25 protein-coding genes are annotated in these 17,016 nt (G+C 38.4%); 2 read left to right on the forward strand and 23 right to left on the reverse strand.

Going from position 1 to position 17,016, the window contains the following annotated elements; all coding sequences use genetic code 11:
* Positions 1-14: 14 nt before the first annotated feature.
* From terL to IGI37_RS10485, 10 genes are all read right to left on the reverse strand, one after another.
* Positions 15-1,400, reverse strand: coding sequence for a phage terminase large subunit (terL, locus tag IGI37_RS10440; protein WP_438761724.1), 1,386 nt, complete (start codon positions 1,398-1,400; stop codon positions 15-17).
* Positions 1,393-1,800 carry a phBC6A51 family helix-turn-helix protein gene (locus tag IGI37_RS10445; protein ID WP_438761726.1) on the reverse strand — a complete coding sequence of 136 codons (408 nt, stop codon included), beginning with the start codon at positions 1,798-1,800 and terminating at the stop codon, positions 1,393-1,395. The genes terL and IGI37_RS10445 overlap by 8 nt, the downstream gene beginning before the upstream one ends.
* A gap of 208 nt (positions 1,801-2,008) precedes the next feature.
* On the reverse strand, positions 2,009-2,521 hold the full coding sequence (locus IGI37_RS10450) for a helix-turn-helix domain-containing protein (protein WP_438761727.1): 513 nt from the start codon (positions 2,519-2,521) through the stop codon (positions 2,009-2,011).
* Between the two features lie 25 nt (positions 2,522-2,546).
* Positions 2,547-3,950 carry a glycosyl hydrolase family 28-related protein gene (locus IGI37_RS10455; protein ID WP_438761729.1) on the reverse strand — a complete coding sequence of 468 codons (1,404 nt, stop codon included), beginning with the start codon at positions 3,948-3,950 and terminating at the stop codon, positions 2,547-2,549.
* Positions 3,947-4,171, reverse strand: coding sequence for a hypothetical protein (locus IGI37_RS10460; protein WP_438761730.1), 225 nt, complete (start codon positions 4,169-4,171; stop codon positions 3,947-3,949). Before IGI37_RS10460 ends, IGI37_RS10455 begins: the two co-directional genes overlap by 4 nt.
* Entirely contained in the window at positions 4,172-4,579 is a 408-nt protein-coding gene (locus tag IGI37_RS10465; protein ID WP_438761731.1) for a RusA family crossover junction endodeoxyribonuclease, read from the reverse strand.
* Positions 4,572-4,817, reverse strand: coding sequence for a hypothetical protein (locus tag IGI37_RS10470; RefSeq protein ID WP_438761732.1), 246 nt, complete (start codon positions 4,815-4,817; stop codon positions 4,572-4,574). The genes IGI37_RS10465 and IGI37_RS10470 overlap by 8 nt, the downstream gene beginning before the upstream one ends.
* Positions 4,810-4,983, reverse strand: a complete 174-nt coding sequence (locus IGI37_RS10475; protein WP_438761734.1) for a hypothetical protein — start codon at positions 4,981-4,983, stop codon at positions 4,810-4,812. Before IGI37_RS10475 ends, IGI37_RS10470 begins: the two co-directional genes overlap by 8 nt.
* A 5-nt stretch (positions 4,984-4,988) precedes the next feature.
* Complete coding sequence (locus IGI37_RS10480) at positions 4,989-5,201, reverse strand: hypothetical protein (protein ID WP_438761735.1); 213 nt, start codon at positions 5,199-5,201, stop codon at positions 4,989-4,991.
* 241 nt (positions 5,202-5,442) lie between these two features.
* Positions 5,443-7,674, reverse strand: coding sequence for an AAA family ATPase (locus IGI37_RS10485; RefSeq protein WP_438761737.1), 2,232 nt, complete (start codon positions 7,672-7,674; stop codon positions 5,443-5,445).
* 61 nt (positions 7,675-7,735) lie between these two features.
* On the opposite strand from IGI37_RS10485, the gene IGI37_RS10490 reads away from it, so the two are divergent.
* Positions 7,736-8,464, forward strand: a complete 729-nt coding sequence (locus tag IGI37_RS10490; RefSeq protein WP_438761739.1) for a hypothetical protein — start codon at positions 7,736-7,738, stop codon at positions 8,462-8,464.
* Here the strand turns inward: IGI37_RS10490 and IGI37_RS10495 are convergent.
* The 9 genes from IGI37_RS10495 to IGI37_RS10535 are packed head-to-tail and all read right to left on the reverse strand — an operon-like array spanning position 8,457 to position 15,025.
* Positions 8,457-8,591 carry a hypothetical protein gene (locus tag IGI37_RS10495; protein ID WP_438761741.1) on the reverse strand — a complete coding sequence of 45 codons (135 nt, stop codon included), beginning with the start codon at positions 8,589-8,591 and terminating at the stop codon, positions 8,457-8,459. The genes IGI37_RS10490 and IGI37_RS10495 overlap by 8 nt on opposite strands.
* Positions 8,592-8,603: 12 nt before the next feature.
* Positions 8,604-10,193 carry a DEAD/DEAH box helicase gene (locus IGI37_RS10500; RefSeq protein WP_438761743.1) on the reverse strand — a complete coding sequence of 530 codons (1,590 nt, stop codon included), beginning with the start codon at positions 10,191-10,193 and terminating at the stop codon, positions 8,604-8,606.
* Between the two features lie 10 nt (positions 10,194-10,203).
* A complete protein-coding gene (locus IGI37_RS10505) occupies positions 10,204-10,953 on the reverse strand; it encodes a hypothetical protein (protein ID WP_438761745.1) in 750 nt (249 codons plus the stop codon).
* A 4-nt stretch (positions 10,954-10,957) separates the two neighbouring features.
* Positions 10,958-11,386 (reverse strand): replication terminator protein, encoded by a 429-nt coding sequence (locus tag IGI37_RS10510; protein WP_438761747.1) that lies wholly within the window; start codon positions 11,384-11,386, stop codon positions 10,958-10,960.
* A gap of 17 nt (positions 11,387-11,403) precedes the next feature.
* A complete protein-coding gene (locus IGI37_RS10515) occupies positions 11,404-12,048 on the reverse strand; it encodes a hypothetical protein (RefSeq protein WP_438761749.1) in 645 nt (214 codons plus the stop codon).
* A 12-nt stretch (positions 12,049-12,060) separates the two neighbouring features.
* Complete coding sequence (locus IGI37_RS10520; RefSeq protein WP_438761750.1) at positions 12,061-13,146, reverse strand: ATP-binding protein; 1,086 nt, start codon at positions 13,144-13,146, stop codon at positions 12,061-12,063.
* Positions 13,146-14,489, reverse strand: a complete 1,344-nt coding sequence (locus IGI37_RS10525; RefSeq protein ID WP_438761752.1) for an AAA family ATPase — start codon at positions 14,487-14,489, stop codon at positions 13,146-13,148. The genes IGI37_RS10520 and IGI37_RS10525 overlap by 1 nt, the downstream gene beginning before the upstream one ends.
* Entirely contained in the window at positions 14,480-14,773 is a 294-nt protein-coding gene (locus IGI37_RS10530) for a hypothetical protein (RefSeq protein ID WP_438761754.1), read from the reverse strand. The genes IGI37_RS10525 and IGI37_RS10530 overlap by 10 nt, the downstream gene beginning before the upstream one ends.
* Positions 14,774-14,803: 30 nt before the next feature.
* Positions 14,804-15,025 carry a hypothetical protein gene (locus IGI37_RS10535; protein WP_438761756.1) on the reverse strand — a complete coding sequence of 74 codons (222 nt, stop codon included), beginning with the start codon at positions 15,023-15,025 and terminating at the stop codon, positions 14,804-14,806.
* 52 nt (positions 15,026-15,077) lie between these two features.
* On the opposite strand from IGI37_RS10535, the gene IGI37_RS10540 reads away from it, so the two are divergent.
* Positions 15,078-15,461 (forward strand): DUF2513 domain-containing protein, encoded by a 384-nt coding sequence (locus tag IGI37_RS10540; protein ID WP_438761758.1) that lies wholly within the window; start codon positions 15,078-15,080, stop codon positions 15,459-15,461.
* Here the strand turns inward: IGI37_RS10540 and IGI37_RS10545 are convergent.
* From IGI37_RS10545 to IGI37_RS10560, 4 genes are read right to left on the reverse strand one after another with little or no spacing between them, the layout of a single operon-like run.
* Positions 15,442-15,621, reverse strand: a complete 180-nt coding sequence (locus tag IGI37_RS10545; protein ID WP_438761760.1) for a hypothetical protein — start codon at positions 15,619-15,621, stop codon at positions 15,442-15,444. The genes IGI37_RS10540 and IGI37_RS10545 overlap by 20 nt on opposite strands.
* A 12-nt stretch (positions 15,622-15,633) precedes the next feature.
* Positions 15,634-15,858, reverse strand: coding sequence for a DNA-binding protein (locus tag IGI37_RS10550; RefSeq protein WP_438761761.1), 225 nt, complete (start codon positions 15,856-15,858; stop codon positions 15,634-15,636).
* Between the two features lie 16 nt (positions 15,859-15,874).
* Positions 15,875-16,630 carry an antA/AntB antirepressor family protein gene (locus IGI37_RS10555; protein ID WP_438761762.1) on the reverse strand — a complete coding sequence of 252 codons (756 nt, stop codon included), beginning with the start codon at positions 16,628-16,630 and terminating at the stop codon, positions 15,875-15,877.
* A gap of 13 nt (positions 16,631-16,643) precedes the next feature.
* Entirely contained in the window at positions 16,644-16,829 is a 186-nt protein-coding gene (locus tag IGI37_RS10560) for a helix-turn-helix domain-containing protein (protein ID WP_438761764.1), read from the reverse strand.
* Positions 16,830-17,016: the final 187 nt, after the last annotated feature.

The raw sequence follows: 17,016 nt of genomic DNA on the forward strand, positions 1-17,016 counted from the left end.
TATTCAGTCACCTCCTAATATTGAATGAAATTGAAGTCATCTTCCTCGTTTATTGTTTCTACTACTCCAGTCAGTGCGTCAGGAGCGTCATCGTGTTTGTTTTTACCCTCACGTTGAAACGTAGTAATTGCTTCATAAAACTCAGGCCAACGTATCGCCCAATCTTCTGGGAAATAAACTAGGTTCTCGACTAATGCTGAGTTAGATAATATTCGAGACTGCTTATTATCTGATTGATGAAACGGTTCGTAATAAGCATTACGATATCCTTTTTCTTTAGCTATACGTTCCGAGTTACGAGAAAAACCACGCCCACCAGAGTTAGACTCTACACGAACATGGTTAATTCTATTTACTATCGCTTGATTAGCATGTGCAATTTCAGTATCTTCCATCGGTTTTTTTGTGTACAAAACATCTAACACTTCTGCTGTATGATCCTCAGTTTCGCCAAACGCTATAGAGCAAAGATAATCTTCCCCTCTGTCTGCAGTATCTGTATACACCCATCGTTTGATATACGTTGATTCCGTTTCATAAGTCTGAAACTTTTGATACAGTCTGCCTTTTAAATCAATAGGTTGCTGCTGATAGTTAGCCAGCGCAATATCTTGTCCCATTGTTTTAACTTTACGTTGATACTCATCGTAAGACAAAACGTCATCACAAAGCATTTGATGTGTCTCTTCGTCACAGGCTTTAAAATTAATATGCTTCACTCGATATCCGCTTTTAGGAAGCTCCTTTAATACCTTGCCAGCCAAATCATTACTATGCCACCTAGTCATATTAATGATGATTTTGCCCTTAGACTCAAGGCGAGAAAGCATCGTATTAATGAACCATTCCCATTGATCGTTTAGGGTAGTTGCATTATTCGCTTCTTTGGCGTTTTTGATTACATCATCGATAATGATAATATCTGCACCGAAACCTGTGGCAGTCCCTGTAGGTGAAGTAGCTAGATAGTTGTTATAACCATCCTCTAGACTCCAAAGATTCATTGCACCATCACCATATTTTATTTTGGCGTTAAATATATCGGAATAAACAATCTTATTTTCATCAGCTTTAACCTCTTGTATTGTGTTACGTACATTTTTAGAGAATACGGTAGACAACGTTTCGTTATACGACCCTGTCATAATTTTCTTGCTATGGTCGTTTCCAAGGACCCATTCAACAAATTTTCCCAGTGTTAACGACTTACCATGTCTAGGCGGCATATTAAGCACGAGAACATCGTGCTCGTTGTCATTTAAGAACCCTTGAAACTCAGTGCATACATTTTGTAGGTACTTTCTATCTCGCTTGTAAAAGCTGGGCATAATCAAGTGACAGTAATCAAAGAAAAACATCTTAGCAAGCTGAACTTTTGCACCCAAAGCAATTTTATCCATCTCGTACAGCCAACTTCCTTAATTCATCTTCAGTTAGATTTTCGAATGGATTATTAATATTTCCTGAGTGCTCGATTTCTTGTTTATCAGCATATATTCCTGCAATAGTAAGTAACATTTTTCTATCTTGATGTCCTTTTTCTTTGAGAGCGTATTTATAGGCGGCATTAAGAACATCCGAAGCTTTGCCCTTAATGAGGTCCATTGTTGTATCGTTGACTAAAGTAACGAATCCTTCCTTTTTCATAGCATCATAGTACTTATTTCTGCTAATTCTTGCCAGATTACACAATTCTGTGACTGTTTTACCTATATGTTCCGGATTTACCAACACTTCAAAGAGTTTCTTCTCTGCAGCCGTTAGCTTGTATTTGTCACTTTCTGTACCATTTTTAGACATTCTTAATCACCTCCTTATGTACTAAAAAAGCCACCCAGTTATGAGCGACTTGATCGTTTAATTTAAAAAATGAAAAACCGACAAACTGGATTGACATGTAATTAAAAGGAAGTTTGATAGGTTGTTTAACTTATCCGTTTATCGGTCTCATTCCACGCTATCATAATACCACGGAAAGAGTGGTGTTTTTTTCAAACTTTTTTTAACCTCACTTGAAGTCAATCGCTGATACACCGAACAATAGAACGGCCATATCTTTAATAGCAATTTTTGTATCACGATATACTGTCCCTTGTTCAACATGAAAATACTCACATATTTCCTTCACTGTCATATGTTCATCAACTAAATATCTTTGCTTCAAAATTTTAAATCTACGTTGTTCCTCAACAGAACCTTTGCGACAATTCCATTCATAAGCTACCAGCATCTTATCTACATGGTTCATCATCATCAGTGTTTTTTTTCGGTATATTGTTAAGCTTTTTAAAGTCAATGATTCTAAGCTAAAGTCTGGATAGTCGTCCGGTATTGCTTCTTGAATTGTCTCATCGCATAAATCTTTTAATTTGATATAGTTTTTCAAAAGTAGCTCTGTGTTCCTAAGGTTACGTGATTTCTCTTCACGTTTCATTTTATTGCTTTGTTTTCTATGTTCCTGTAAAACCGTTGCTGTAATAATTTCAAGCTGGTGCTTCGTTAGATTATTATTCTTAGCCATTAAACATCCTCCTTGCATTTAAAAATCAATTATAAGTCTGCTTGGTTCTCTCTATTCTGATATCTATAAACCTATCTCCTGCACCAGTTCCACCGCCTTTGCTAATGCCAATAAGATTATTTTTTGCTGCAATCAAAAATTGATATTCTTCTCCGATAGTTTCGGGTAATTTTACATTTTCAGGTTCACGATCTGAATAATGAAGGATTAATGATCCCCAAACTTTATTAGTGTTGGATTTTATAAATATCAGACTATTCATTGAAACCTCTTCGATGCTTATTTCAAAACTATATCTGGTGTTTACATTTTGAGTTTTATAAAATGAACGACTGTTGATGTCAGTATTAAATGTTCCACACTGGTAAAATATTTTATCTTTCAAAACCTCTGAATAAAGTTCAAAATTTGATACACCATCTAAAGATTTTAAAAATGCGGGTTCATACACATTACTTAAATATACTTTTTTCCCTAAAACACCAGTATGATAAATCCCTCCATGCAAATTACTCATTTGAATATTTTCAAGCACTATAGGACCTCCATAAGAACTTGTATTTTCAATAATCATATGAGCTTTTTCTGCTCCACTTTTTATACCTGATGAATTTTTTTCTAAATATCCTTGAGTAATTCTTTTTACTGAATGAGCTCCAGAAAAGCAATATAATCCTGCCCCTCCGCTCTGTTCAGACAAGAATGTCTCTAATTGTAAAGCTGATCCCATGCCAAAACCAATACCATATCCTTTATTTCTTAATTCTTTATTCTCAGGATCATATTTTTCAATATCACCAATAAACCTTTGACCTGATTTAATGCTACGAATATTTTTAATCAGTGTATTGTTCAGCTCTAAAGGGTTAGCACTTGTCCATTCTACTTTTTCACCATCAGAATATTCTAAAGGCATCCCAAAAGCAATCCCATTATTATTACATTCTAGTGATACCAAATTTTCATATTTAGCATACCAGGATTTTACAATGAAAAAATTATATTCAGAACTTCCTTTTACAGCTACATTATTAATCTCTGATTCATTTGTTAAATATGACGCATAGACACCAAATCCGATTTTTCCATTGCAATCCAATTGAATGTTCTTAAGTTTAACTTCACTTCTTTGTTCTATCGGCTCTGCACCGACCGCATTTCTTCCCATAAGAATAAACGCTGACTTGCTTTTAATCACATCTGAAGTAAATCTCAAAACAGCTGTAGGCCCATATCCTCTTATATTATTTGTTTCCCCGATTAGAGACTTCCCTTGTAAAATATTCAATGTTTCACTGATAATATATTCCCCTGGAGGTACTATCACTACTTTACTTTGACTTAACGCACTCTTGAATACCGCTGTATCATCATGTACCCCATCACCAAATGCCCCTAGTTCTTTAACGTTAACTATTTCTTTGTTCATATTGTCTCTCCTACTTTCTCATATTGTTTCTGCTGGAAATCAATCAGCACTGTTAGAAACCCAATCACTAACGGATGGTTATTGTATTTTTGAGATAACTCTCCAATCGAACGAATTAACCACGTCCAGTAGTCATCTGAGGTAATCGGATATCTCTGCAGCACTTGGTTTGATTCTTGCATCCATTGATGGATATCTTCGAACACGGCATTCCAATCCATTCACAGCTCCTCGATTCTGATATAAATTCCCGGTATCTTCGCCCAAAACTTTTCTGTGATTTCACTAGCCACAAGTGCATCATCGACCCAATAGCCTAGATCAGTCATGCAATCCTTTAGTAACTTTTGTAGATTATCTGTATCTGGCTTCGTCGTCTTATACTCACCATCACTATGCTTACCTGTGACTGGAAAACACCATTTTGTAGTTAATCTGACAGCTTTTTTATATTTTTCATTTGGAACATGTTGTCCTAGATGTGCCATTAATTTAGAACGTGCTGCTTGTAAATCGGCAGGTTCATAGAAATGGGGTTTTCCTGTTTTAATCGTCATCTGAACATTAATTTGTTTTTGCTGGTGCGTCGTAGTCGGCACTTTCTTCATCGGCATGAAGAATTCAATCATCCGTCTCACCCTCCTGTTCCAACTCCATTCCGAGGTATTCCGCTTTTGGAAACCAGTTGTCGCATACAGCATTAATTGCAGTTGCTTTTCTAGAGTTGGATAAATGACTTGATTTTGTACGATACTTTACAAAAGGTGTCAATCCGCCCCAAAATATTCCATAACAATATCTATAGTGATTTCCTTTTTTCCACCAACCGACTTTATACTCGTCTAATGTTTTAAATCCATCACTCATCTTCGTCCTCCTCATCTATATCATCAAAAAGACTAGACATAATTTTTAATCTCCAATTAAACGTTTCTTCTGTAATTTCCTCGTCTAAATTTTCATGAAACATTGTACTTGTCGTGATCCCGTGTTTGTCACGTAATTCTTTATAAAGTTCTCTAACCGTTCTCATAATGTCTATTCCTTCCCTTCGTGTCTTGGAACTTCTATTTCATATTTGACTACTTTTTTTCCATCCATAGACATTCCGCAACTTTTTAAAATTTTTATTTTGGATTTGTTTCCAGTTTGAAAAGCTATAAAACTGTATAGAAGCATTTCGGCAAAGATTTTCTGTTTACGACTCAGTTGCCTATATTCTTTAGTAAATTCATCCTCAATGTATTCCACCACAACCACCACTTTCTTGTTATTTTATTTTGGTATAGTCCATTATTTTTTTCTCTGTCAAATTCTAATTTTTGTCGTGCTCTTCCCTTCTATCAATAGCTATCCCTGAAAGGGAGCTATTGATAAGGGAGGCAGACAGCGGTATAACAACGTTTTGAGATTGTAACTGTCTAGTAAATAGCTATTTTGAGTTTTACGGATACTTCGTTTTGTAAATATCTAGTAAATAGCTATTGGTTGTTTACACTTGTTGTTCACTCTTTTTTTCTACTAGACCGTCTATAATTTCGAAGCCTTCATGTTTTTTTACTTTGTTATAGACAGTCTGACGAGAAACGTCTAAATACTCCACTAGATCATTCACCTCTATTGGACCGCCATCCATAGAAAGAGCGCTGAATGCTGTTTCAAGTTCCTTTTTAGATTGTTCGCTACGAGACTGGTTAGCTTTCTTGGTACCTTTCTTCCAGTTCTCTTTCGGATCCTCATCTAGCTTGATATCTGCTAGCGAATCATCTAATTCATGTACTGGATACCTAAACCACACATTTATCGGGTCGAACTTTGGGAACTCACGCAGTGTTCCTTCAATTCGCCAGGCAGTACATTGACGTGCAGCACGTACCTGTTTTCTTCGTTCTTCCTCCACTTGCTGAAGGATAGCTTGCGAATGAATCGCACTCATAAGATGATGGCTCATCTGCTTAGGACTGAACACGTCATCTTGGCTAATATTCCCTACGTATGAAGGGTTATGTTTCTGAATCGCTTCATTGTAGACTGTACAAGCTGCTTCGCTTTCTAATGCTGTGTATCGTTCTTCATTTACGGGTAATTCGATTAAATCTAGGATTGCGTCGGGATCCCGAGCGAACACTCCGGAACCACTCGAACGGTCAATTGAACTTTTCCCACCTTGCGAACCCTTTGAATGATGGTGACAATAGATCACTGCACACCCTAACTCGGTTGCAATTTTATCGAACTGATTTGTAAACTTAGCCATCTCATGCGCACTGTTTTCGTCCCCGGTCAACACTTTATAGATAGGGTCAATGATGACGGCCATGTATTCGGATTTTTGTGCACGTCGAATTAATTTTGGTGCCAGTTTATCTAGCGGACTGGTCTTACCACGTAAATTCCAGATGTCGATATTCCCAACATTCGAATGGCCTTGACCAAGACGATTATAAATGTCAACGAAACGAATTTTTGCAGAACGAGCATCTAATTCCAAATTGACGTATAGCACTTTGCCTTGGGCACAATCGAAACCAAACCACTGTTTACCTTCAGCAATTGCTATGGCCAACTGAATTAGTGAGAATGATTTCCCAGCTTTTGACGGTCCCGCAATTAACATCTTGTGCCCTTGTCGTAACATGCCTTTGATTAGTTCAGGCGCAAGCTCAATCTCTTCATCGAAAATATTGTCTAAGCTTTCTGGATCAGGCAAATCATCATTGACGCTTTCAATCCATTCTTTCCACTCATCCCATGACGCTTTACCTAAATTCGTATCAATAATATATTGCTTTTGGTCACCTCTGATGACACCAGGCATACGACTCAAACGGGATGGATTTCTGTTCTGGTTGTCATTTGTAAGCCCGTTCTTTTTGCAGACGTCATAGAGATAGTCGACTCGTTTCCGATATTCCGGATAGTTGTCTGCATCAACTTTGACAATAGCATGAATTGATTTTCCGCCACTGTATAACATTGCTGTGATTGGTAATTCAAGTTCGCGCATTATCGCATTTTGCTTTTCAAGGCTCATGTTGTCAGACTCAACTAATGCGTATCTAAATTCTGTTACGTTGTCATTCTTTACGCCTTTTCCATCCACTGGGTTGAATCGAATCCATGCCCCGGCTTCTGGGTTATAATCGCCTAAAACTGCACCAATATCATCTCCACAATGCGTCAGTTCTTCAATCAATTGTCCTGCGGTTCGGTCGTAAGCTCCTTTATTTGAAGGTTTCCACTTCCCATCTTCATCTTCCCAAGACTGGACGTTGTAGGCGACTGTTTCCGATGGCTCGAATAGCGTTTCAAGGTAACGAATAATCTGGCGTGCTGGATCCCAAACAGTAGGCTCATGGATTTCTTTTCCTTCAATCCAATTCTTGTCGATAATGACCAACTCATCACGCTGCAGAGTGTCATTCCAATCTAACTCATGGCCACCATCTTCTTGCTTGTATGGTGAGCGCCATCCTTGTTCCTTAGCCAGTTGGGTAATTGTTGCGCCTGTAACTGGTTGTCCGGATCCCTCGAACGAAATCCATTTTTTAAAACATTCTCCTTCGTGATATCGCGCAGCGTCTTTTCGGCTCCACACATCCCAGTCGATAGCTGTATAGCCTTCATGCTTCAATGCCATGCCAACATTTGTCCATTCTTGATAAGACAATGCAGCCGGCTCTATATATTCAAGTAGTTCTAGTAAATCAAATTTATTTTCCAAGGTAGTATCACCTACTTTCTTTGGTATAATGGTAGAAAAACAATAAGGAGAACCTTACAACATGATTCATAAAGAAGTAAATACTTATTTACTAGATGAAAATAGCATACGTTCAGTCGCGATTGAAATTGAAGAACCACGTATATGCATGCACTGTAAAAACACGGGAGATCAATTATATATAACCGGGTGTGGTACTTTAGGAAAAATGGATAGGCAAAAAGGTGGAATCTGTATTTTTGCTTGCAAATTTTGTGGCTCTAATACCATTCACCTTATGGAAGTAACTGATAAAAATAAGGATTCTTTTGATTCAGAAAAAGACTATTATTTGAAATCAATTGAAACTATACCATTCAACACAACAAACTCTGCTGAAATATCTGATAGTATAAAAAAAATGTCCCCAGATTTTCATAATATATATAATGAGGCAAATCAAGCTGAGGAACAAAAACTAAAATCCATAGCAGGTATGGCCTATAGGAAAGCTGTAGAATTTCTAATTACTGATTATCTGTTATCCTACCCTGTTGAAGGAGTGTCCGAAGAATGGCTGAAAGACTACAAGACCTCCTTATCCAACAAAATTAATGTGTTACCAAATGAAACTATCAAAAATTTATCTAAGGCAATTTCATTTATCGGTAATGATGAGACACATTACACTAGACGTCATCCAGAACATGATATTGAATCTATAAAAATGTTTCTCAAGGCATTACTGAGCCATATTGATAATGAAATGGTAATTCTTGAAGCAAATAAACTGTTAAACAAACCTAAATAGTTTCTTTTAAATAGTTGATTAACTTGGCATTTGTTGCTATAGCTTTTTCCAACGTTTCAGTCTGAACATCTATTAAAGCTTCAAGAAAAGCTATCCGTTCTTTTAAGTATTGATTTTCTTGTTCCATAATTAATTTCTCCTATTCTGGCACATATTCTGTAGGAATTAACCCTACTGGTAGTCGCCACCCATTAGCAGCAATACGATTAATCATCTTACTTGAATTTTCAAATGACCACGTACCCACATTTTTAAAACCTCGTTGCTCCAATAATCGAATTTGTTTAGGCGTAGCTAGTCCTGCTTCTTTTCGTTTTTGCAAGCGATCAAGCATGAGACTAGCTTTTCCTGCGTTGTCTATCATATCTGGCAGTATCCCTAGTTTTTCCAATGCTGATACTTGTTGCTCAGATGGTGGACCCATCTCCCAACCGAATGAAGGTACATAACTTGTTAAATCTTCTGCTTGAATTGACATTTCAAACTGCAATGGATCCACAAGCTTTTGTTTCCTCTTCCGCATTTCAGCAAGCTGTTTGGCTAAGGCTTCTTCTCGTTCAGCGATGACATCTTTCTCGGCTTGTACTTCTGCATCTTGGATATCTATTGCAAAACCTTGCTCACCTGCATCTTCAATATTCTCTGTCATCTTCTTGGCCACCTCATCACTGCTAGCAATCAAATGCGCCGGATGACAAAGTTCATGCCGTTCTGTGTGCCACAAGAAATCTAGTAAGAGTAATTCTTCTTTACCCGGAAATAATCGAGTTCCACGACCGACTATTTGACTGTATAGGCTGCGTACTTTTGTCGGTCTCAAAACCACAATACAGTCGACAGATGGACAGTCCCAACCTTCAGTTAGTAACATCGAATTACAAAGCACATCGTATTTACCATTGTCAAAATCCTCTAAAATTTCTGCACGGTCTTTTGAGTCACCATCTACTTCTGCAGCCCTCAGACCTTTTTCGTTTAAAATGTCACGGAACTTCTTACTCGTTTTTACTAGTGGAAGAAATACGACTGACTTCCGATTGGAACAATGTTTTACCATCTCATCGGCAATTTGATACAAGTATGGATCTAATGCAGTACCTAAATCCTTTGCTTTAAAGTCCCCGGCTTGTTGTCCAACTGTGGTTAAGTCCAATTTCAATGGAATAGTCAATGCTTTGATTGGTGACAGATACCCTTGTTTAATTGCTTCAGGCAAAGTGTATTCGTAGGCTAATGATTCAAAATAAGATCCTAGATTTCTCATATCGCCACGGTCTGGAGTCGCTGTAACACCTAACACGTTTGACTTCTCAAAATGTTTTAATACCCGTTGATAGCCATCACTTATGCAGTGATGAGCCTCATCAACGACAATTGTGTCAAAAAAATCAGCTGGGAACTTGCTCAGTCGTTTTTCCCTCATTAGTGTTTGAACAGATCCAACAACTACCCGGAAGAAACTCCCTAGGCTTGTCTGTTCCGCTTTTTCGGTTGCTGTTTTAAGTCCCGTAGACTTTTCTAATTTGTCTGAAGCTTGGTCAAGCAATTCTCCCCTATGAGCAAGGACGAGCACACGCTCGCCCATCCTCACACGATCTTCAATTACTTTCGAGAAAACAATCGTCTTCCCGCACCCAGTAGGTAGGACAAGCAGCGTCTTTTTCTTGCCACTTGCCCACTCCTGTTGGATGGATTCCCTCGCTTCATTCTGATATGGACGTAGCTCCATGGGGTCCCTCCTAAGCTATAATCGTAATTCTTCCCGCTTCAATTTCTTCTGACAGTTGTTCTTTGAGATACTCACGGATATTCACAATCGCTTGATTTCTCCACGCTCCTCCATCAGCTTCAAAGATAGCGCCACGAGGACCGTCTTTCATGCGGAAAATAAATTGACTTTCAGGCTGTTTTACTTCTAAAAATGTTCTAAACGGTGCTAGCGTGACTGGATTGGGTACCTTCACAGATGCCTTAGTTGCAACCCCTTGATTAATCGTGACCGCTTGGCTTACACCGTCGTCCCCGGTGCTCTTCACGTTGTCTTCTGATACATTACCAACTACTTTTAGTAAAATATCTCGATAATTATTTGGAACGAATTTGGACTGCAAGGAGATATTAAAATCTTCCATATCTAAGAAATAGTCAAAGTCAAACCGAGGAACAATTGCCTTGGCAACCGCTAACGTTTCACGGCTACCATCAACTTCAAGCAGTCCATTTAAAACAACACTTGATTCATTTTTTACATGTACAATCAACGGTTTATCCGTACGATCTAAGTTTGCTTTCACATAGTTAACAAATCCCGAAAGAGTTTTGATTACTAAGTGTTCTTTTGCAGTGAAGACACGAGGTAGAAGTTCCTCCGATCGTCCCCCGCTATCAATCACTAACCAACGCTCATCATTGTCAAAATTAATCAATCTGTCTTCTGGTTTAATGCCTTGCTCCATTAGATATTGAATTGCCTCTTTTGTCATTGTCATTTATTTATCCTCTTTTCTGTTGTAAGTCGATTATTTGTTGTTTCTTTGCTTCTTCTTTTTCAATCACATCCACCGGTACACCTGTATCGGTTTTTACTTGTCCATCTACTGTATCGATATATGTTTGACCAGGAACGGACGATTTTAATTCATGGGCTTCTACTTTTCCGGTTGTTAAATCTCGACCAGTAAGAACTGTAGTAGATACTCCCTCAACTGGTGCAAGTTTGGTTGTAAAATCACTGCTAACCGCAATTACTTGCCGGTTGTCATCTGGTTTAAAATCTAGTTTAATTGTGACTGTTCGCTTCACACCTGCAGGCGTATTAGGGTCATGGATATTGCTGAACACCTTTTGCAGTTCACCATCCAATTTTTCTTGGATGGCGCCTTCTGCTAGTTCGGATAATTGTAAGTCAATCTCTTTACTCATTATTTTCTCCTCCTAGATTAAAATGCTCCCGCTTGATATCCTGGCAATTGTGGTTGTTGCGGTTGCTGTGGTTGCACAGGTGGCGTTGTAGGCTGTTGTTGAGGTTGTTGATAGTTTTGCGCCGGTGTTGTTTGGTAGCTTGGCGCGGACTGTTGGTACGGATTTGGTGGCGTTTGAGCTTGCCCCTGTTGTAATTGTTGTACGATTGCCGGCATTTCTTTGGTTGTGTAATAGCTTGGGTCACTTGGGTAGAAACGATCTACATCGTTGTAAATAGAATCATTGTAAGTTCGATTTTTAATCTTAACTACTCCTCTTGCTCCAGTGACCAATCCCCAATTCATTTTCAATTTTTCACCTTTACGTTTCTGTCCGATTGAGGCGAAGAAAGCGGATAATAAGCCTTCGGTTGAAGTGTGTAGATATAAGTTATTGAACACTGTAGCTGTTCCTTGATTCGATTCAATCTTTAGTTCAATCTTGGCCATATTGCATGGTGGCAATTTTGAGCTGCTACTCTTCGGTGTGTAACGAGCACGTTCAAATTTAACAACTTCAAAAATATAATCGCCCGGTGCTAAAACAATACCGCCTTCGCTGCTATCTTGGGTAATCGTGTCATCCCATCCTAATTCATGATCTTGTTGAAATTGTTGTGTCATTCTGTTTTCCTCCTAAAATTGTTGTTTTGTTCGTAAATCTTTAATCATTCCAAAGACCTGGTCCCATGCTCCAACCAATACGCCATCAATGTAGCCAGGATCGTAAGTTTCAATCGGTGTGCCCACTGGGTAGTAGCCTTTGGACTCAGTAGCTGCCATAATTTCAGCTGGTAAAACATTGTTCGCTTGCATCAAATCCGCTAAGTTCTTAGGCAACTTTGAATAGTCCACTGCTTCACGTTCAAATGTTGTTGCTATTTGAGTGGCCGGCTGTGGTGTTGGTTCAGGCGGTGGCGTCGTTTGTTGTGGGACATTTGGCACGTCATTTGTTTGCCAGTTATTCATCGGCGGTTGAGTTGCCGTTGGGACTTGTTGAGGCATAAAAATATGAGCCAAGCCAACAAAGCTCATATCCAACTCCTCAGGTAGCCCGAAACGGTTCTTTGCATCCCATGCCGGATGATGTGATGTGTACATGACACGTTTCCCACCTTGTCCTTTAAATTTCTTGCCTTTATCATCACTAGCAACCGATAACGTCTTGTAGTTGCAGAACAAGACCATATCCGCCCATTCTTTCGTAAGTGCTGCAGTCTTAGCAGTTGTCTTATTCCCTAGTTTCAATTCCCAGCGATCATAAGCTCCCATTTCATCCGGTTGCTCAAATTTCACAATTTTGGCATGAGCAGTTAAAACCACATTGATGCCCATTTCTGCTAGGTCAGATAGCTTGTTTAAGAAACGGCCATACTCTTCTTCTAATTTGATGAACCCTTCGCCGTAGCCGAACTCAGTGATACTCTTCTTGTTCGCATTACTAGTGATATATTCAATACACAGGCGCTCTGCCCAGTCGATTGTGTCGACAACTAACGTTTTGCACGGCATTGTCTGTTTTACAAAATCAATTTGTTGCATGAGCATGATCCAACTCGATGGCTTATCCAAACGAGCCACATCCATATTATTGGTACTGCCTTCCGTGTCGATGAACACAGGGTCTGGAAACTGTGAAGCCAGAGATGTTTTCCCAATTCCCTCGGGACCATATATAACTGCCTTCTGCGCTTTTGCAATAACTCCCTTAGTGATATTCATTAAAATGCTCCTTTCGTCCATGTTGGTGTAGTTGGTGTTGCTTGCTGAGGTGTAGGTCCGCCCTCAGGCTTGCTTAATTTATCTTCTGCGACATAGCCATCCTCGATAATAATCTCGCATTCTTCACCTGTAGAGACCCGAGTGGCGATTGCTTGCAGCCCTTCTTGTTCTAACCATTGTCCAAACTCATTTAGCGTAGCCATGTCCATCTGCTCCAGTTTGTCTAAGAGAATAAATCCGCAATCGGGTTTGAGTTTCCGGACGATAGCAGTAGAAACTTTCAGTTGGTCAGAACCACTCATGTTGTCCCATCTCTGCCCGTTATAGATTAAGTCTCCATCGTCAACAGATAATCCTGGAAGTGGCAACTGTGCATTGGTTAATAGAGCCGCTTTGTCTTCACGCACAGACTCCAAATCATTAGATAGCGTGTCATATTGGTTCTGATATTGATTGGCATCTTCCTCAGCTTTTTCTTTGTCGAGGTTGGTCCTTACCTTGCGGTTAATCTCGTCAATCTCTGCAATGTTTTGTTGCAATTCTTCGGTCGATTCATCTTGCAATGTTTCTACAGTTTTCTGAGCCGTTTCAAAATCCGCTGACAAATTACTGAAGCTTTGTTGCTCAGTGACAAGTTGTGCTTGGAGTTCAGCGATACGATCAGTAAGCGTCTGAATACTCTGTTGGGATTGAGTAAGTTGAAAACGAATCTGTTCTACTTCTGTTCGCTTGCGTTGATTCTCCCCATTGCGTGCAAGTATTTCTTGCTGCTGCTTGACTAACTCATTGATGGATACCAACTCTTTGGGAGCGTCTGGATAGTACGGCTGTTCTGCTGCATACTTTTTCTTTTGATCTGCAATCTGACCAATCGCATGACGTTGATTGTAAATTTCTTGCTCCTTGCGTTCTAATTCAAATAATTGATTACCTACCCCAATAATTTGAAGGAGGATATTCGCTTTTTCTTTGCTAGTTGAGTCCATGAATTTCGGCAAGTCGATGGCTAGTTCTTCCACAAAACTGTTAAGCAATTCTTGGCCACCCTTGTCACCATTAGGATCAATAACTTTCAAAGTAGAGTTCTTTCCTTTACGCTCTACTACTAATCCGTTATTCATTACAATCTGCAGGTGTGGTGGCGTCATAGACCCTTCTCGTGTAGCTCGGCTAGGTTTATATCTGTTACCACCTAACGCCCACGAAATGGCGTCTAGCACGCTTGTCTTGCCTTGGTTATTATTGCCACCGACAATAGTGAGCCCATTTGCATTTGGCTCAATCTTTACTGCCTTGACACGCTTCACATTTTCAATTTCTAGCTTATTAATTTTTACTGACATGCTTCTTCCTCCTCAACCTCGGTATCTTCACTATTCTTAACTTCATTAAGCAAAGCCAATTTTTCTGAACAATGCGAGCAATCGCAATCTTCCAACATTTTTTCCCATTCCTTTATTTGATAACTTATAGAAGCTTCCACATCCCCTTCGGTACCTACTTGTGCAATACCTATACTTTCTTCATTCCCTTTTCGATCAATAGCGCATATAGATAGACCGATATCCTCTTTTTCGCATTCTTGGGCTAATTCTATGATCATGTTTTGAATTTTTTCTGTAATCATGTTATATTCTCCTTATAGTTTGTATTTTATTTAATGGCTTACTTCGTCTACCAACGAGGTAGGCTCTTGTTTTATTTTCTCTAACACTTCTTCATAAGTTTCGCTACGAAGCGAAGCTTCTTTGTATCCTACGTTGTCTGGTGGTAGCATACTCATCACCCATTCCATACCCTTAATACTTCCTAATATGATTCCTAAACCGAGCGTCATCAGAAGGATACCTTGACGTCTCAACCTCCAAATTTTTTTCATTTGTTTCCCTCCTTATATTTGGTATACTCACTATGAAAGCGAGGTAAAACCTATGAAATTAAATCATGACTGTGTCAGACAGGTATTAATCGATATAGAAAACAATATGCCTGCACATGATATAATCACTTCCAATATCTTTGAAGAATTTACTAGTTATAAAAAATTTGGTGAAGAGCAATTTAGTTATACTCTTGCAAAATTAAAAGAAGCTGGTTTTATATCTGCTCTTGAAACAACTGCTGACGGTGCTATCAATATCTTTTTAACTATCAACAGTATTACTTGGGAAGGTCATAAATTCTTAGACACTATTCAAAGTGATACTGTTTGGAATAAGACGAAAGAAAAGATAACATCGACAGTTGGGACAACTTCACTGCAAGTCATGGGAGTCGTTGCCACATCGGTTGCCACTAAGCTACTTGGTCTGTAAATAATTTTATTTCAACTCCATCTATTAGAGCGTAGGCAAACGGCTTATGCTCTTTAAATTCATCTGTATCAAATACCTTCTCAATACCTAGTAAGCTGTTACCAGTGATAGGTAACCTCTGATTCACGCCATTCTTTTTTGAATAGAATATAAGTTCCATAATTCATTCCTCCTATACCTTATGTTCATTCATCCACTTATCTAAATCCTTTACATCATATTTAGGCCTTGAATCTTCATCGAAAATTATCTGTTTCAATCCCATCTTCACCCATTTTTTTATAGTGTTGTGCGAAGTACCCGTGTACTTAACCGCCTCTGATTGGTTGATGTATCTTTTCGGGATATAGTTAATCAAGGCTATGTCAAGTTGTTCCCTAGTGATCACTTCTGACATATATTTCACCTCATTCTTAAAAATTTTCATCCCATACTTTATGATTGATTGCGAAATCCTTTACAACGGACATGTAAATTTCTACTAACTTCTTGTCATCAGAGATTGCATCTACTTGATTTAATTTATCTCTCTTAGATTTGCTTATTCCCTCGTCTGCCATTCGACGTCGTTTATTCGTGACGCGTTGCGATAGATTCGCCCCAGCTCTACGTTCTACCTCTTTGTAAATATCACTGCGGACTGTTCTATGAGCATCTCCACCACCTTGGACGCGAACCACTTGATTGATTAATGAATTAGCATTTTTACGCCAATCTAAAGTATTCAAAGCAACAATTTCTGAAACACTATCAATTTTCGTTTCTAATTGTTTAGTGGCTAATTCTTGAGAAGCAAGTTGAGTGACCACACTATTCATGAATTGAAGCTCTGGACTTAGTTTAGATGTATCTAATAAATTTTTATGTTGTTTCTCGACCTCAATAAAATATTGACGAGCTTGTTTTCCTTTATCTGTTCTCTGTAACATAGAAATTTCTTTTGCCATGTCCAATTTCATTGCGTGATCAATTGAAGGACGTCCTCCTTGAGGTTTATCGGATTTTTCCGAAAAACCCATAAAATCATCATTTTCAGTAAATCCATAACCTACCATTCTCTTAAACCAATCCGTATAATTGTCTTTCACTTCTAAATATTCGTGCAGCATTCGACCGCTTACTAAAATTTCGCCTCGTTCATTTTTAAATGTTTTAATTAACTCTTTCATCCGTTCTTTTCTCCTATCTGATGTTTAGTATTTTTTTTATCGTACAAATATGTTCCTGCGCCTTTTCACCATCCCGTTTTCCATTTACAATATCTGACATATACGGACTAGATATACCTACTTCCACAGCTAATTCTTTAAAAGTCATTTTTCGTTTGCGTAATTCATTTCTAATTTTCAAATCTAAATTTTCACTCATCATATTCACCTTCTTTCTACTCTTGAAAATGATAAGCTAACTATTTCGCTAATATCTGAAATTATATATTGACAAAATTAGCGTAAATGCTATTATATATACATAGCTAAATAAGACTACAAAAACCTTTAAATAAACATTTCTAAGTTTGCCGACCGATGAAATTATTATTTTTTATAGGTTCTCT

It is taken from the genome of Enterococcus sp. AZ194 (assembly GCF_051713825.1).
Taxonomy (GTDB): Bacteria; Bacillota; Bacilli; order Lactobacillales; family Enterococcaceae; genus Enterococcus_K.

Coding starts and splice junctions, on each gene's coding strand:
- IGI37_RS10525 (WP_438761752.1), bottom strand. CDS start 14,489: ATGTCAGTAAAAATTAATAAGCTAGAAATTGAAAATGTGAAGCGTGTC.
- IGI37_RS10475 (WP_438761734.1), bottom strand. CDS start 4,983: ATGAGAACGGTTAGAGAACTTTATAAAGAATTACGTGACAAACACGGG.
- IGI37_RS10460 (WP_438761730.1), bottom strand. CDS start 4,171: ATGGATTGGAATGCCGTGTTCGAAGATATCCATCAATGGATGCAAGAA.
- IGI37_RS10550 (WP_438761761.1), bottom strand. CDS start 15,858: ATGTCAGAAGTGATCACTAGGGAACAACTTGACATAGCCTTGATTAAC.
- IGI37_RS10515 (WP_438761749.1), bottom strand. CDS start 12,048: ATGACACAACAATTTCAACAAGATCATGAATTAGGATGGGATGACACG.
- terL (WP_438761724.1), bottom strand. CDS start 1,400: ATGGATAAAATTGCTTTGGGTGCAAAAGTTCAGCTTGCTAAGATGTTT.
- IGI37_RS10455 (WP_438761729.1), bottom strand. CDS start 3,950: ATGAACAAAGAAATAGTTAACGTTAAAGAACTAGGGGCATTTGGTGAT.
- IGI37_RS10520 (WP_438761750.1), bottom strand. CDS start 13,146: ATGAATATCACTAAGGGAGTTATTGCAAAAGCGCAGAAGGCAGTTATA.
- IGI37_RS10500 (WP_438761743.1), bottom strand. CDS start 10,193: ATGGAGCTACGTCCATATCAGAATGAAGCGAGGGAATCCATCCAACAG.
- IGI37_RS10490 (WP_438761739.1), top strand. CDS start 7,736: ATGATTCATAAAGAAGTAAATACTTATTTACTAGATGAAAATAGCATA.
- IGI37_RS10540 (WP_438761758.1), top strand. CDS start 15,078: ATGAAATTAAATCATGACTGTGTCAGACAGGTATTAATCGATATAGAA.
- IGI37_RS10495 (WP_438761741.1), bottom strand. CDS start 8,591: ATGGAACAAGAAAATCAATACTTAAAAGAACGGATAGCTTTTCTTGAA.
- IGI37_RS10560 (WP_438761764.1), bottom strand. CDS start 16,829: ATGAGTGAAAATTTAGATTTGAAAATTAGAAATGAATTACGCAAACGA.
- IGI37_RS10505 (WP_438761745.1), bottom strand. CDS start 10,953: ATGACAATGACAAAAGAGGCAATTCAATATCTAATGGAGCAAGGCATT.
- IGI37_RS10445 (WP_438761726.1), bottom strand. CDS start 1,800: ATGTCTAAAAATGGTACAGAAAGTGACAAATACAAGCTAACGGCTGCA.
- IGI37_RS10555 (WP_438761762.1), bottom strand. CDS start 16,630: ATGAAAGAGTTAATTAAAACATTTAAAAATGAACGAGGCGAAATTTTA.
- IGI37_RS10450 (WP_438761727.1), bottom strand. CDS start 2,521: ATGGCTAAGAATAATAATCTAACGAAGCACCAGCTTGAAATTATTACA.
- IGI37_RS10535 (WP_438761756.1), bottom strand. CDS start 15,025: ATGAAAAAAATTTGGAGGTTGAGACGTCAAGGTATCCTTCTGATGACG.
- IGI37_RS10545 (WP_438761760.1), bottom strand. CDS start 15,621: ATGGAACTTATATTCTATTCAAAAAAGAATGGCGTGAATCAGAGGTTA.
- IGI37_RS10530 (WP_438761754.1), bottom strand. CDS start 14,773: ATGATTACAGAAAAAATTCAAAACATGATCATAGAATTAGCCCAAGAA.
- IGI37_RS10465 (WP_438761731.1), bottom strand. CDS start 4,579: ATGATTGAATTCTTCATGCCGATGAAGAAAGTGCCGACTACGACGCAC.
- IGI37_RS10510 (WP_438761747.1), bottom strand. CDS start 11,386: ATGAGTAAAGAGATTGACTTACAATTATCCGAACTAGCAGAAGGCGCC.
- IGI37_RS10470 (WP_438761732.1), bottom strand. CDS start 4,817: ATGAGTGATGGATTTAAAACATTAGACGAGTATAAAGTCGGTTGGTGG.